Raw genomic sequence first — 15,868 nt, 5'->3', positions numbered from 1 at the left:
CGGTTACCCTCCTATGCTTATCATACTGCGGTTATCTATCTTATCACCGTCGAGTTTTTTAAAATCTTCATCCATCTGGCCTCCCAGTCCTTTGGCCTTTCGCAATACATTTTCCCGGATCAGCGGCTCAAGGTCCTCTCCCCTGCGCAATGCGGACAAAAGGTCGGTTTCTCCTTTCGAGAACAGGCAGTTTTTCATTTTTCCGTCGGCAGTGAGCCTCATACGGTTGCATCCGCTGCAAAAAGGCGCGCTCATGGTACTTATCACGGCAAAGGTTCCCCTATGGCCGGGAACCCGGTATTTCTTCGCCGTATCGTTAGGTTTTGCTTCCAGGCGCTCAAAGCGGTATTCCGAACCTATTGTCTCCAGCATTTCCTGCCAGGTAAATACCTGGTTACTCGTCCACTTATTACCGTTAAAAGGCATAAATTCAATAAAACGAACGTGCACCGGGGTGTCTTTGGTCCATTTTACAAAATCCGTTATCTCATTGTCATTTAACCCCTTCATCACCACGGCATTGATTTTTACATGAAACCCTCTTTCTATGGCCATATTTATATTATCCAGTGCCATGCGGAACTGCTTTCTCCTGGTCATCCACAGGAATTTTTCCGTCTTCAGGGTGTCCAGGCTGATGTTCAATGACCGGACGCCTGCTTTTTCCAGCACATCTATATAACGGTGAAGAAGGGTAGCATTGGTCGTCATGGTGAGCGTTACGGGAAGCCCGGCCAGCCTTTTTAATATTTCCCCCACATCTTTTCTGGCGAGGGGTTCTCCCCCGGTGAGTCTTATTTTTTTAATTCCAAGATCAATAAAGGTCCTTGCAATATGCTCTATTTCATCTACCTGCATCAGCCTGGTTTCGGGAGTAAAGTCATATTCTTCATCCGGCATACAATAGAAACATCTCAGGTTACATACATCCGTAAGGGATATCCTGAGATAATCGTGTGTTCTGTTGTATGTATCTTTTATCATTGATCCTTTTTATTAATTTTTATCACCCTCTGTCAGCCTGTGATAGTCTTCCATAGTATCGATATCTATATGCCCCTGCGGAAATTCTACGGTCTCCGTCCGGTCGGCATAGTTGCGGATAATCCCTTTTGCACCCTGATCTCCGGTCAATTCCCGGAGTTCAGGAAATACATTCCGGTGAAATACTGCGGGAACGCCTTTGCGGTTCCCGTACCGACTGGCTACTACGGGGGCGCCTGTTTCTTCCCTTTTTTTCATCAAGGCCGTCAGAAGTCCCGAATTTACAAAAGGCTGGTCACATAACATAATTAATATTCCATCTGTATTGTTTCCAGTCTTTTTTTCCAGGTATCCGGTACCGAGAGATATTCCGGAAGCCATACCTTTTCTGTAATCCGGATTTTCCAGGAATGTTATCCCGTCTCCCTTTATTCCGGCTTTTATATTACCGGCATTGGCGCCCAGTATAACCACCACATGTTCCGCACCTGTGCCCAGGGCTTCATCCACCGCATTTTGCAACAGGGTTTTGCCTTTATATTCCAGCAACTGTTTCGGTTGCCCCAGGCGACTGGAATTTCCCGCGGCAAGGATGATAATAGCATAATGATCAGTACTCAAAAGATATGATTTATGTCTGGTTTTCCGAGACCAGGGCCTCTATAACATCAATGGCATCCGAAGCTTTCTCCAGGTGTGAGTTTATTATGGTTCCGTCCTTATCTATTACCATGTATCTCGGCACATAATGAATATTGTAATTATAACCAAAATCTCCCTGAAACCCACCTTCTGCATATAATTCGGTCCCGAAATCTCCGGGTTGCTTTCGGGTATAATCATCCCATGCTTTCTTTAAGTTATCTACGGAGATCATCAACACCTTTACTTCCGGATTATCCTTATACTTCCCAGCCAGGGCCATGACTTCCGGCCTTTGTTTTTTACACGGTCCGCACCAGGTTGTCCACACGTCAATAAACACAATACTTCCTTTAAAATCGGACAATTTTATTTTTTCACCGTTTATTTGCTCTGCTTCAAAATCATACGCCATCTCTCCGTTTCGGGTTAACAGGTAGGGTTCCGAGATTTCCCGAAGATCATCATAAAACATATTAGACTTTTCTTTTTGCAGTATATCCTTCAGTACGGAAACACTGAATTTATCCTGATATTTTCTCCACGGCCCGGAATGCTCTATCAATTCTCTGACATAACACACTTTATACCAATCCCGTAATTCTTTATTAACGGTAATATTATTCACATAATCAAGAAACGATTCTATGCTTTCCAAGGAATCTTTTGTTGCAAGATATCCTCTCATCAGTTTAAGCAATGCGAGATTATGATATTCTTTAAAAAAAGGATCATTATGATCTATTCGTTCGGTAAAATCAAAGATCGCGTCTCCCGGATCTATATCATTAAAAACAAGTCCGTAATAAAGTAGAAAGTTATTTATTCTAACAGAGTTGTGTAGTTTAATCAAACCTGTTTCTTCCTTTGTAATCTTATCTGTGTAAATATTAATGATACTATCTCTTTTTAAACGAAACTCATCCAGTATCTTAACAACGGTATCTTTAGGAGTATTTTTCCCCATCAAAATATTGAGGTTATCGTTGAGAAACGGAAGCGTGCTGCTGGTAATATAATTCAGGAGGGAGTCACTTAAATTATTCGTGTGGAGTGTGGAATCTTTTTCTATAATGATATCCAGTTCTTTACCCGGCATCAAAAGTATATGATAATTTTTCTTCCCGTCTTTGGTAGATATCCTGACAGCAACAGGATGTTCCGCAGAACTGTTTATATGGATGTCCTTATCTCCGGGGGAAACAACTGCCAGATATTTACTTTCTTCGGCCGGTACCTCCGATGAAATATACAGACTGTCTATCTGTGTATTTCCTGTAACAGAATTAATGATAATGCCTTCCGGTCTTTCGTGTTGACAGGAAAACAGGATTACGGTTGTAGCAATTGTAAATAATGCTCTAGGCATTTATATTTATTTTATCTGTTAGTTCTGTGTCATTAGTTTTATGGATACTCCCTTTGTTATCCCTGAGATATTTTCCCGGTTTCCCGGCAAAAACAGCTTTTATTTCCGAAATCGCGGACAGTGCTATTTCTTCGGAAGTCTCCGCTCCTATATCCAGTCCCACCGGACTAAAGACATTTGCCGGGGCGGCATTTATCTCCATACCCTCTTCCCGAAGTTCATCCAGTAGGCGTTCCCGCTTTTTTTCAGGCCCGAGCATTCCAATGTACGGAATGTCCTTTTGCAGCAACTGCCGCATCATGACTTTATCGTAATTATAGTTATGTGTCATTAGTAAAACGGCGGTTCGGTTATCTGTTTCTATCATGTTCAATGCTTTTTCGGGTTCGCCGATCACAATAGTGCACGAGGAGAAACGCTGTTTGTTGGCGTAGTTCGGCCGGCCGTCTATCAGGGTAACTTTCCATCCGAGTATGCCGGCCATCTCTACTACGGGAAAAATATCATTCCCCGCCCCTGCAATAACCAGGTTTATTTCCGGCTCGATATACTGTATGAAAGCAACTATTTCTTCTTGTTCCGCCCGGTATTTCCTAAAAACGGAATGCCGGTTCTCCAGGACAGTAATACTTTCCTGTAAAAGGGATTCCTGCAGCAGCCTTCCATCCAGTTCTCCGGCAGATTCTTTTTCTTTCAGGAACAGGCAGGTCCCCTGCATTCTGCTTCTGTGATCTTCCAGGGAAAAAAGGGTTACAAGGACAGCGGGATACCTGTCTTTTTCCAGTTTTTTCAAAAATTCCACGGGATTCGGAGATACGGAACCGGACACGGGTTCGATCAGCACCCGTATAATACCGTTACATCCGAGACCAACACCCAGAAGAGCGTCATCCTCATCGGAAGTATCATAAGTTACCAGCATGGGATAATCCTGCATAATGACCAACAACGATTTTCGCAAGGCATCTCCTTCAAGGCACCCCCCGCTTATGGCTCCCGTAAGTTCCCCGTCTTCGGTAATAAGCATCCGGGCCCCGGGACGGCGATAGGACGATCCATCCACATGTACCACCGTGGCCAGCGCGGTCCTCTTTCCCTGCGCTGTAGCCTGGTCGTAGGCTTCAATGATCTGCCGTATTTCTTTTGCTAAACTCAACGATCTGTCTTTTAATTTCGCTTCGTACCGAACGATATCAGCCGTTTGTCGTTATCAATCGTCTTTTCCTTCTCTCCTTAATCGCCCGGACTATGGTTTCTGCGGCGAAACGGGCCTCTTCTTCCGTCGTAAACCTTCCGAGGCTCAGGCGCAGGGAATTTCCCGCCTGCTCTGCCGACATTCCCATGGCCCGAAGAACATGGGAAGGGGTATGTACATTTCCCGAACATGCACTTCCGCAGCTCACGGCAATATCCATAGCGAGGGACAGTATGAACGTCTCTCCTTCTATCCCGTCGACGGAAATATTGGTAACATGTGAAAGCCTGTTCCCCGTATCGCCATTCACTGCCAGCCTGTCCGCGGTAAGTAATATGTTTTCCATCATATTCCGGAGCCGTTCCAGGCGCCTGGACTCCGTATCCATCCGTGCGTAACATATTTCCGCAGCTTTCCCGAACCCCACAATTCCCGGTACATTCAGGCTACCGCTGCGAAATCCTTTTTCATGCTTTCCTCCGTGAAGCAACGGGGATATTCTTTTCCTGGCCTCTTCGCCCATATACAATGCCCCCACCCCTTTGGGCCCGTACATTTTATGAGATGAAAATGCCAGCAGATCTATATTGTTTTCAAGGATATTTACCGGGATCTTACCGACCGCCTGGGTTGCATCACAAACAAAAAGGACGCGGTATTTTCTTGTTATTTTCCCGATTTGCCTTACCGGGTGTACAAGTCCCGTTTCGTTATTGGCATACATCAATACTATTGCCACTGTTTCGGGCCTGATCTCCCTTTCCAGTTCCTGCAAATCGATATTTCCGAAAGTGTCTACTCCGAGATATGTTATCGTACAGCCTTTTTTTTCCAGATACCGGCAGGTATCCAATACGGCTTCATGTTCCGTCCGGGAGGTTATGATGTGATTTTTATGAGGTTTTCCCGTCTCCGAAATTCCTTTTAACGCAAAGTTCAATGCTTCTGTGGCCCCTGAAGTAAATACCATCCCGGATGAAGGCGCCCCTATGAGCCGGGCGATTTTTCTCCGGGCCAACTCTACCGCTTCACCCGCTTCCCAGCCGTAACTGTGGTCCCTACTGGCCGTATTACCGAAATGTTCCGAAAAATACGGAATCATAGCGTCCACAACATCGGGGTCGCAAGGCGTGGTCGCATTATAATCCAGATATACCGGTTTTTTGAGCATGTGTTATAATTTTCCTGATATGAACAAGATCCCGGGTTCCCGTAAGCTATTACATACAGGGATAATTACCATACGTACAACAGTATGAATATCCCGCAGCAATATTCAGACTAAACACAATCACAACAGAAAGTTACGGAAATCCGGGATTCTATATGCTCTAAATATATAGTTTATTTTCGGCTTAATCAACCCCCGGCCCTTCCGAAAGATGAGGCACGGTTACTTTTACCATTTTTTTAACACCTTTCATCTTACCTGAAAGTCTTTGCCACCCCCTGTCCGGTCCTCTTCTTCGACTTCCACCTGAAACTCTTCTCTATCTGCTTTCATCAATATATCCAATTCCTGCATTTTTTCGCGGATGGCTACAATGTATTCTTCATTGTTCCGGATACTGGAAAGGTATTTGAGTGTTTTTTCATCATGAACAAAAAAAGTTTTTGCGGCCCTTACGGCTTCATGCCTTTTATGGCCCAGTATCTTGAGGGCATCCACCCCAAGCCGCAGACTGGTATCCAGGCTTTCCCTGTAGATATGCATCATTCCCGCGTTCATCTGGTTATAGGCTTCATTCCTGTCTTTTGCACGGACCAGCAGATAGAGGTGGGGAAAATGTTTTTTAACGGTTTCTATCAGGACCATCCGTTTTTCTTCGTCTCCGATAGCTATAATCAAAATTTCCGCTTTGTTCGCCCCGGCAATTTCCAGGAGATCGTGCCTGGTAGCATCTCCGAAATAGACTTTGAGGCCTACTTTTCTCAGAAAATCCACATTATCGCTGTCGTAGTCCAATACGGTAACGGGAATATTATGGGCCTGTAAAAAACGGCCTACCGTATTTCCAAAATGACCATATCCTGCAATAATTACAGGGTTCTCCTCCTCCTCTACATCGGAATAATCTTTATTTTTATCATCGACGCTAACAGCACACAAACGGGTGAGGATAAATTTTTCGTTGAACATCATAAGCAATGGTGTACATGCCATGGATATGGCCACCGTAGCCATCATCAGGGAATTTAATTCCGCAGAAATTATCCCCTCTCCCAGGCTGAAACTGAGCAGTACAAAAGCAAATTCTCCTATCTGGGCAAGGCCGAGACTGAAAATAAAATTTTGTGCATTGCGGATATTAAATATTTTTCCCAGCAAGAGCAATATCGCCGCCTTCAGGAGAATAACCCCGAGTACCATCCCGGTAATAATCCAGGGCTGTTGTACTACCAGTTTAAAATCGATCGTGGATCCCACGGTCATAAAAAACAGGCCGAGCAGCAACCCTTTAAACGGGTCTATGGCGCTTTCCAGTTCATGCCGGTATTCGCTGTTGGCCAGTAGCACGCCTCCCAGAAAGGCCCCCAGGGCGGGACTTAGCCCTACAAGGTGCATGAGGAGGGCAATTCCAACAACAAGCAGCAGTACGATGGCGGTAAACATTTCGCGCAGACGTGTCCGTGCCATAGCCCGGAATACGGGGTACAACAGGTATTTACCGGCTACAATTATTATGGTTACGGCACCAATCACAGCCAGAGTCTGGCCCCACCCGGGAAGGTGCCCCAGGAGAGTAGTTTCTTCAGTAGTGGTATTTCCCCCGTTTAAAGATAACAACGGCAAAATGGCCAGAATGGGAATAATGGCCATATCCTGAAACAAAAGTACGGCAAATGCACTCCTTCCTGCCATGGTCTTGTTCCATCCTTTCTCTTCCAGTATCTGAAGTACTATGGCGGTAGATGACATGGATATGATCGTTCCCAGGGTAAGGGAAACCTGCCAGGAAAGTCCGAGCAGGCTGCAAATTATAAAAACCAGTAAGGCGGTACTGAGCAACTGAGCCCCTCCCAGTCCCACGATACGGCGGCGCAGCCGCCATAAACGCAGAGGCTCGAGTTCAAGGCCGATAACAAAAAGCATCATCACCACCCCGAATTCGGCAAAATGCATAACATCCTGGCTTTCTTCTCCAACCAGTTTCAGAAAAGACGGACCGATAATTATTCCGGCAAGCAGGTATCCCAGTACGGAACCCAATTTAAAATACTGGGCTATAGGTACCATGATAACCGCCCCGGCAAGATAGATAAAAGCATGGATAAAGAAAGATTCGTGCATCGGCTACTTGTTGGTTTGTAATTATACCCGTACTCTTTATTTCCGGGGACTGAAATATCCGGGAAATAAATTCTAAAATACAAATAAAAAAGGAAAGATTTTCACCTTTCCTTTTCCCTAGAACCAAAGCAGGTAACTGATAACCAGTTACCGGATTTTCCGGATATTTTTTTCCATCGCACATTTTAAACAGAACGGGGCTTCTGTTTAAAATGTGCATCTTGCCCCGTGCCATCAGGCCCAAAACAGGTAACAGGTCAGCTTCATTACCCCTCTACAAAGTCCTGATAGATCATACTGGTCACTTCCCATAACTCTATGATCTCCCTGTGCATCATGCTCACTTTTCCGGGTATAATCGTATGATTATTGGTAATTACGTGGACATGCGATTTGTTCTTTTTATCCTTTTCTATCCGTCCTATAAATATTCCCTGTTCGCGATTGACAACCACGTAGGTTTTTCCGCTAGCGAAAATCTCCGTGTCTTCCAACGGCTCCGCGACCACATAAGATATTCCTTTAAAGGTCATGGAAGATGATAAATCGGTTGTTTGAAAAGCCCTGGCATTTTCCGCAGAAGAAAACGGAAAACGGTACCTGGGCAGATTGTTGAGAAATTTCCTGTCCTGCCTTTTCGAAACATACTGGTATTGTAATTCTCTCGGGACAGCAATAATATCTCTCTCCATATCAGGTTCGAACACATTATTAGAGAATAATTTGTTCAGGTCCAGTTTATGGTGCTTGCCCATGGCAACCAGTCTGCTATAATCCAGACTGTTTCTTTTTTTCCATGTCGAGATGGTGTTGGCTCTTACCCCGAGTACATCGGACAATTCCTTATTGGTCCGAAGGTTCAGGATTTCTTTCAGGTTCCTCAATACTTCTTTTACACTGAGTGCCTCTTTACCGGGGACTACATCGTTTTCTTTTGGGGGTCGGTTGTTTGTTTCCTCTCTCTTCATCTTTTCTATTCATTTAGCATGTACTACGCACAGTAACCTATATCAAGGGGTGGGGCCTTTGTTCGTAGTTTAACGAATATTATTAAATCTTATTTCAATCCACTTCAGCTTTTCATTTGCTATAACAGTCTGTAAGAGTACGTTTGCCTTAATTTTATTTGTCTTATATTTTTTCAGCCAGTGCCATACATTCCGGTAATACAGGAGCTTCCTGTAATTCTTATGAACAATCAAATTGTATTATAAAGACTGTAAAAAAACATAAAACCCTTAAAAAAATATTGTTATCCGTCGGGGCTGATTCATAAGGATAAAAGATTATCCTGAAAAGCCGTCTTCCGGGAGTATAAAATACGAATATAAAATTACATTTGCATCAATATAAATTCACTTCTCCTGTTCTGCTGATGCTGTTCTTCAGTACACGATACGCCATCTGCGCAGGAATTAATAAGTTCGGTTTCCCCAAACCCCTTACCACTGATCCGGTCGGGAGAAATGCCACCTTTATTCACAATGTAATTTACCGTCGCCCGGGCCCTTCTTTCCGAAAGTGCCTTATTGTAGGCATCACTTCCGCGGCTATCGGTATGGGAACGTACTTCTATAACCAGGCGGGGATACTGTTTCATCACTTCAATAACCTTGCCAAGCTCTATTTCGGAGATTTTTCGTATACCCGAACCGTCAAAATCGAAATAGATAGGTTTCAGTCCCATTTTTTCAGTAAGATCATCTCCCGTGGTTACCTGTACGCCGTCTCTCACCAATTCCATGACCACTTCTCTTTTTTCACCATTTTCGAGCTCATCTACCCAATGTTCCGTACTTTGATATTCTTCCTTGCCCGCCCTTAAATTATAATTGGTAAAAGGCCATACGGACATACAGAAATTCCCGGAAGCATCCGTCAGTACTTCATTTAACGCATGATTATCCCGATTATAAAGTGTCACTTTTGCATCGGACAAAGGTTCTTTTGTTATACTGTCCCTGACCAGTCCGCAAAGGGCAGCTTTCAACTGAAGGGGTTCTTTCTCGGATATGGCATAGATATTATCGAACCCGGTCTCTTCTTCCCTGTTTGAGGATAGAAACCCTTTTCCGTCACCACGTACAATAAAGGCAAAATCATCTCTTACGGAGTTCACCGGACTTCCCAGGTTTACGGTCCTGTACTGATCGAAGGGGTCCCGTACAGCCGCGAATATATCCAGTCCCCCCAAACCGGCATGCCCGTTGGAAGCAAAGTATATCCTGCCGTTTTCATCTATGAAGGGGAAAGTTTCCTTACCCGGGGTGTTTATATCCGCTCCCAGGTTCTGTACAGGCCCGAGGCTACCGTCATCCAGTATTTCGGTAATAAAAATATCCGTATCTCCGAGGGTGCCGGGACGGTCGGAAACAAAATAGAGGTTCCTGTCGTCCGGGCTCAACGCCGGGTGGGCCGTAGAATAAGCATCATTATTTATGGAGAGGTCTTCGATATTCCCCCATTTCCCGTCTGCATAGGTAGCCCTGTATATTTTCAAATGGTTCGTACCGTCTTCGGATTTCCGGAATTTTCCTTTCCGGTAATTATTCCTCGTAAAATACATGGTTTTCCCGTCTTTTGTTACCACTGCCGTAGTCTGGTGGTACCTTGAGTTCACCTCTCCTCCCAATTTTTCCGGAGAAACAAGTTTTCCGGCACTGTCTATCGTTGCCGTATATAGCTTGAGAAAGGGCATCTGGTTCCACTTATGGGTCCTTTTTACAAAGATTCCCGTATCCCTGGCCGAAGCAAATATTACCTGGTCCTTACCGTAAAAGCCGGTTCCGAAATCGGCATACCCGGTATTGATCCCGGCATCGGTCAAGACGTAACGGGGTGACCCGTTTTTCAGGGTTTCCACGGCATGAAGCAGGCTGGCGTTATCTTTTTTCGGATATCCTACAAGGGTATAAAATTTATCCAGGACCTTATCTGCCTCTTCATACTTTTTATCTGCCTTAAGGCATTGGGCATACCGGTAGTAATATCCGGGTTCCGTCTCTCCATCATAATCCAGCATTTTGCTGTAATACGGCAGGGCTTCTGTGTAACGGGCGTTAAAGTAATAAGTATCGGCCAGTTTACCATACAGGTCTTTGGATTCATAACCATTCTTCAGGAGCCTTTCGTATAGCTCACTGGCCCGGATATAGGCGAACTTATCGTAATCCTTGTCCGCACGGTCTTTTTTGCCTTCCTGTGCCAACAAAGGGTTACACAGGATAAGAAAAAACGTTATGTATAGTATTTTATTCATTGTATTCTGTTGCTTGGATTAGAAAAATCTCGGGGAAACCATTCTGTTCCTGGACGAGGAAATAAATTCGAACCGGACAAATATCTCATGGGTCCCGGAGTTGTAATTTCCCAGTCGTGTGGTGTCATAATCATAGGCATACCCCAGGTGCAGCCCTTCGGTGATACTAAAACCTGCCAGAAAGCTCACGGCAGCGTCCCAGCGATAGGCGGCCCCGAGGGTAAAATTGTCAGTGAACAGGAAATTGGCCGACACATCCACTCCCAAAGGAGCGCCGCTCACTGCTTTGACCAGGGCTGCCGGTTTAAATTTCAGCATGGGATTAAGGTCAAAAACATATCCCCCGATAAGATAGAAATGCATTTTTTCCTTGGCTACTGACTGTTGAATATCGTCATAGAAATTCGTTTCCAGCAAAGCCGGGACCGATAATCCTACATACCAGTTGCTCGAATGCAGGTAGGCACCTGCACCAATGTTGGGCGAAAACTTACTCAGCCTTCCGGTTAACTGTGGGTCTCCCGGATCATGGATATTCAGCTTATCGTAGTTTACATCCAGAAAACTCCCCCCGGCCATAACCCCGAGATTCAGCCAGGTATCGTAATCCAGTTGTAATTTATAGGAGAAACTGGCATTGACATAAGTATCCCTGGATGGTCCTATTTCGTCATTAATTACGGACAGGCCCAATCCGTGCCCCTGGTAGCTGATGGGGGAATGTATGGAAAACTGTGCGGTTTTCGGGGCCCCTTCCAGACCAACCCATTGCCGCCTGTACAAACCCATCATGCTGGTAGCTCCCCGGGTACCGGCATAACCGGGATTGACGCTTATAGTATTGTACATATACTGCGTGTATTGGGGTTCCTGTTGTGCAAAACCTATCCAGGAGCCGAATAATCCCAATATCAAAAAAATCTTCTTCATCTGTCTTGTTTTTAACTACTTCATTTTCAAGGAGTACAAAATACATTCGCCTCCCTCTTTTCTGTGCCGTATATACAGGGTTAATTGATATACAAATACCCCGATTTATCCCGCGATATGTTATTGTCGTTATATTTGAGGATGTAGAAATATGTACCGGAAGGTAGTAACCTGTCCTTGTTTATCGTAGCACGTCCGTCCGAATACCCGTCAAAGCGGACATTGGCGTTATTGTATCCCTTCGCCTCGTATATCTTTACCCCCCAACGGTTGTATATCTCCACAGTGTTTTCGGGGTATTTTTCCAGCCCCTTGATATAGAAAAAGTCGTTCCTGCCATCTCCGTTGGGAGATACCCCGTTATAGATGACCAGACCACTGTCGGGTTCTTCTTCTGTCATTACTCTGGCAAAGGTGAATATACCGTAACCGGATACTGCCGTAGTAACCGTTTTTTCATCGCGGTTTTCCACGCCTCCTTCGTCTTTCCATTGTTTATTGACATCGTCCCAGCGCACGATATGTATTGCCTTACCATCTTCTTCACCCAGAATACCCGATGGTGTAGTCTCTTCATTCCACGTAAGGGTAAGAACTATACCGGATGTTCCGTTGGTCCGGTTTATCTTCCAGTATTCCGTATCGTCTATCAACTCTATGTTGTTTTCCTTATCCGAATGCGGATAGAGGGTATTGGAATTTTTCAGGATATACTGCGACGTAAAATGGTCCTCGGTATCGGATGGTGCAGACATGGATGCCCTACGGTAATACCCCCCGTCCCCGACGGGGTAATCGAAGGCTTCATTACCTGTTTTACGTACCTGCCCGTCTACAAAACTGATGTCAGACACCAGCTCGTGAAAGGCTCCCTGCTGAAAAGTGACCAATCCGCCATAAATATCACCATCTAATATACCGTCCTGAAACTGTGCTTTTCCGTAAATGCTGATGTCTCCTGAGAGGTGAAAGGCAGGTTGTGTGGCCGGATTATCAAATAATACATGGAAAAAATCCGAAGGCATTTCGCCTGTGATGGACTGTGCCCCGTAGAGCCCCTTGAAAAGGGTGATCCCTGTCTTTGTTCCGGGAGTAAAGCTGACCAGTCCGTCATTGTTAAAGTTCCCATAGATATAGAACTCCCCGTCGTTGCTTACCGTTCCGCTTTCCCTGTTGTCGAAATCCTCCATCGTAGACACCTGGGTTCCGGAAGCAACGGACAGTTCTCCGGTGTTGACGGTTTGTGCGGTTACCCGGCATACCTGTAACAAAAGGACCAAGACGCCAATAATGTTTATAAATGTATCCTTATTCATATCCTTATTGTTTTGCTTTTGAGGGGAGCATGGGATTGGTAATCACCATACATTTCCTGAGGATGGTCTCTAATTGCAAGTAACATCCTGGTTCCATTCCCGGTATAACCGCATAGAAACGGGTAACTGTAGTACCGTCATTATTAGCCGGGAAATCTCCCGTTACTTCCTGCGAACCTGTTTCTCCCGGGATACCGTCGTAAAATATCGTACCAGCCGGGTAAATGTCCGTAACGGATGTCCTAGGCATGTTTCCTCCCGTACAAAATGCGGTGAAGCGCTTAAAACCATCTTCCGAGACATCAGGGCATGTAACGCCGGTGATATCTATGGTTGACCTGAAATCGCCATATATCGGTCCGTAACAATCACCTGTGGCGTATTCGCGAATAAAATCGGTATCCAGGGTTGTCCCGGAAGTGGCTCCGGTACCCGTGATCCGGCCATTGATCGGGATTGTAAGGCCACATCCTCCTGCCGAGGTAGTAAGCAATGTACAATTGTCGGTGACACGTATCCTGTATATAATTTTACCGAGCAGTTCATCGGGATTGTTTCCCAATGGTATACTACCGATATCCCATATGATCTTTCCCCCCGGAGTCGTATCCGGATCGTTACTATCAGGATGTTCCCAGACCACCGCACCGCCAAGCGTTTCAGTTGAAGCTTCCACAAAATGCACATTGGGCGGAAGCGGGATCTCAACTCTGGCATTATTGATCGCTTCGGTTCCCCGGTTGTATATGGAAAGTTCAAACTCCAGTTCCTGTCCCGGGTCTACAGCACCATCATGGATCACTCCCGCATCCGTAGGGGTATTTACGCCATCTATCTCGGGGACGTAAGCATCTACGGCGAAAACAATGTTGTAGATGATATAGGTATCCTGTGTGGTCCCATAACGGAACCGCGAAGATGTCTGGTTATTAGCAATAATCTGATTGCTATTATTATTCAGATCGAACATACTGATATCGATTCCTGTATTGTTCCCCAGATTTGGATTCCGAGAGTTTCCCCCAGTATATATGGAAGAGTTAAAAAAGTTATTGGTTGCGTTACCTCCATGAGCTAAACTCACCCAGTTGGAATTGGCTGCATTCCTGATCTGAAAATAATCTCCCGGAATACCAACGTCCCCTTCACCTGCCATCATACCCAATGTTACCGCTACATCTCCATTCTGTGCGGCCCGGAAACCGGATACCGATAATTCATGACTGACTGTTGCCGAACCGGTGACATAGCCATGTCCGTCAAACACAGTGATATCACGCCATTTCATAGAGGGATTTTTATAAATTACGACCATGCCCCACCCCCCATAGTAACCGGTTCCTCCTCCGTTTCCTTCCCGGAGGGCCATATCAGCTACAAAGTATTCTCCCGCTCCATTCTCTCTCACATAATCGGTCACATCGGCATAAGCAGAATACATATAGCCATGAGAAGTAGTAGGATAATAAATATCATCCTCAGCAGCTGTGATCTCCTGGTAGGTATCTCCTGCTTTTTTTAACCTGACCTTTCGCTTATCCAATTGTTTTTCTCCAACTGTAAATGTATTGGGACTATTTCCATTATGTGCTCTTCCCGACCAATATAACCCCGCATAAATAATTTCGGAACATTCATCCTCTCCTTCCAGGGTAAGTGTAGCTGAAGAAGAATTGAGTGTACTCTGATCTCCATCTACGTCCACATATTTCATATCCGCATTGTTACCGGCGGTATTAGAGTAATTAACAAGGGTCATATTGGTATTACCGATCATAGTGAAATCCCCTTGCAGGTTATAATTGGTCACATTCGTATACGGTGCGGGGGCCTTGTCTGATTTCCTGGGTTCAAAAGGCACAATAACCTGGGCAAAACCCGAAAAACCGGCCATGAACAAAAACAAGAGGCAAACAACCCGTAAAGCTTTAATTTTATAAAAATCAGTTTTCATAGAATCGGGGGTTAGTTTGCTGCTTCCAATGTTTCAAACAGGATTTCTATTTTGTTCTCTCTTATCTCAGAAGGTCGTAATGAATGAATGAGACCGGCCACGAGATTTTCGTTTAACGGCTGATAACTCCTGATAAGAATGTAGCGCAGGTTTTGAAACATAGCCAGATCGTCTTCCGCTATACCAATATCTCCATTATTGTTCCAATTAATGATCAGCAATTTTGCAGCATTGAAATCTTTAGCATGCCTGGCATTCTTCAATTCATGTAATAAAGAAACATCCTCAAATTCCACTACTTCAACCCCTCCTTCCTTATTCCATGCATATAAAGGGCCGCTTTCTTTTGTAAAAGATAGTTTATAAGGTGTTCCTGCCTTCAGGTATTCCAAATCTTTGCCCTCCTGTTTACCGGAAGTACTTTGCTTCTTTTCCAAAGAAACTATTTTGGTGTTCTGGGCCTGCCCTTTCCATAGAAAGCACAGACATATAATGGCTGCGATATATGTTATTTTTTTCATCTTTCAATCTTATTTCACTTCAAATACGATATTCATAAAACTTGCTAAAGACATCTCTGCATCTGCCTTAACAGTATAGGTCAATATCCCTGCATCACTTACAGAAACACTTTCAAATACATTGGCATCGAAATACGTTATATAATAATTCAATTCACCTGCAGGTAATACCGGCAAAGTAGCGGTGCCGGATGCCGGGTTCTTGGCCATAGGACTTCCGAACTGGTTGTTGTACATACCGTATAAATCAAGTGTTTGCGGGGTGCTTCTAATTTCTGTGGGTACTGCTACCGACGGCATATAAAAGAACTTCGGCATAACGGCTTTTATCGCTGTAATTTCACCATCTTCATCTGTATAATTAAGACTAGCGTTATCGCCGGCTTCTAAAATGGTCAGTGTTTCG

General features: G+C 44.7%; 12 protein-coding genes and 1 pseudogene. All 13 read right to left on the bottom strand.

From position 1 onward, the window contains the following. Nucleotides 1-3 precede the first annotated feature (3 nt). Nucleotides 4-984 (bottom strand): GTP 3',8-cyclase MoaA, encoded by a 981-nt coding sequence (gene moaA, locus ED312_RS18320; protein ID WP_123217481.1) that lies wholly within the window; start codon nucleotides 982-984, stop codon nucleotides 4-6. A 12-nt stretch (nucleotides 985-996) separates the two neighbouring features. Continuing rightward, nucleotides 997-1,605: a nucleotidyltransferase family protein gene (locus ED312_RS18315; protein WP_206363284.1), complete on the bottom strand. Its 609-nt coding sequence runs from the start codon at nucleotides 1,603-1,605 to the stop codon at nucleotides 997-999. A 10-nt stretch (nucleotides 1,606-1,615) separates the two neighbouring features. Next, complete coding sequence (locus ED312_RS18310) at nucleotides 1,616-2,995, bottom strand: TlpA family protein disulfide reductase (protein ID WP_123217480.1); 1,380 nt, start codon at nucleotides 2,993-2,995, stop codon at nucleotides 1,616-1,618. After that, nucleotides 2,988-4,151: an XdhC family protein gene (locus ED312_RS18305; RefSeq protein WP_123217479.1), complete on the bottom strand. Its 1,164-nt coding sequence runs from the start codon at nucleotides 4,149-4,151 to the stop codon at nucleotides 2,988-2,990. The genes ED312_RS18310 and ED312_RS18305 overlap by 8 nt, the downstream gene beginning before the upstream one ends. 37 nt (nucleotides 4,152-4,188) lie before the next feature. Then, nucleotides 4,189-5,361 (bottom strand): cysteine desulfurase family protein, encoded by a 1,173-nt coding sequence (locus tag ED312_RS18300; protein WP_206363283.1) that lies wholly within the window; start codon nucleotides 5,359-5,361, stop codon nucleotides 4,189-4,191. A gap of 249 nt (nucleotides 5,362-5,610) precedes the next feature. Next, complete coding sequence (locus ED312_RS18295; RefSeq protein WP_123217478.1) at nucleotides 5,611-7,482, bottom strand: monovalent cation:proton antiporter-2 (CPA2) family protein; 1,872 nt, start codon at nucleotides 7,480-7,482, stop codon at nucleotides 5,611-5,613. A 266-nt stretch (nucleotides 7,483-7,748) separates the two neighbouring features. After that, complete coding sequence (locus tag ED312_RS18290; RefSeq protein WP_123217477.1) at nucleotides 7,749-8,450, bottom strand: helix-turn-helix domain-containing protein; 702 nt, start codon at nucleotides 8,448-8,450, stop codon at nucleotides 7,749-7,751. Nucleotides 8,451-8,815: 365 nt separating this feature from the next. Continuing rightward, nucleotides 8,816-10,741 carry an OmpA family protein gene (locus ED312_RS18285; RefSeq protein ID WP_123217476.1) on the bottom strand — a complete coding sequence of 642 codons (1,926 nt, stop codon included), beginning with the start codon at nucleotides 10,739-10,741 and terminating at the stop codon, nucleotides 8,816-8,818. Nucleotides 10,742-10,759: 18 nt separating this feature from the next. After that, a complete protein-coding gene (locus ED312_RS18280) occupies nucleotides 10,760-11,671 on the bottom strand; it encodes a PorP/SprF family type IX secretion system membrane protein (RefSeq protein WP_123217475.1) in 912 nt (303 codons plus the stop codon). 80 nt (nucleotides 11,672-11,751) lie between these two features. Then, on the bottom strand, nucleotides 11,752-12,987 hold the full coding sequence (locus ED312_RS18275; RefSeq protein WP_123217474.1) for a gliding motility-associated C-terminal domain-containing protein: 1,236 nt from the start codon (nucleotides 12,985-12,987) through the stop codon (nucleotides 11,752-11,754). Between the two features lie 4 nt (nucleotides 12,988-12,991). Then, nucleotides 12,992-14,941 carry a DUF11 domain-containing protein gene (locus tag ED312_RS18270; protein ID WP_123217473.1) on the bottom strand — a complete coding sequence of 650 codons (1,950 nt, stop codon included), beginning with the start codon at nucleotides 14,939-14,941 and terminating at the stop codon, nucleotides 12,992-12,994. 11 nt (nucleotides 14,942-14,952) lie between these two features. Continuing rightward, nucleotides 14,953-15,462: a hypothetical protein gene (locus ED312_RS18265; protein WP_123217472.1), complete on the bottom strand. Its 510-nt coding sequence runs from the start codon at nucleotides 15,460-15,462 to the stop codon at nucleotides 14,953-14,955. Nucleotides 15,463-15,471: 9 nt separating this feature from the next. Next, nucleotides 15,472-15,868, bottom strand: a pseudogene (locus ED312_RS23860) (hypothetical protein); the annotation flags it as partial.

Source organism: Sinomicrobium pectinilyticum (genome assembly GCF_003725735.1).
Taxonomy (GTDB): Bacteria; Bacteroidota; Bacteroidia; order Flavobacteriales; family Flavobacteriaceae; genus Sinomicrobium; species Sinomicrobium pectinilyticum.
The sequence above is the reverse complement of the archived record's forward strand: the minus strand, read 5'-3'. Positions and strand labels throughout refer to the sequence as shown.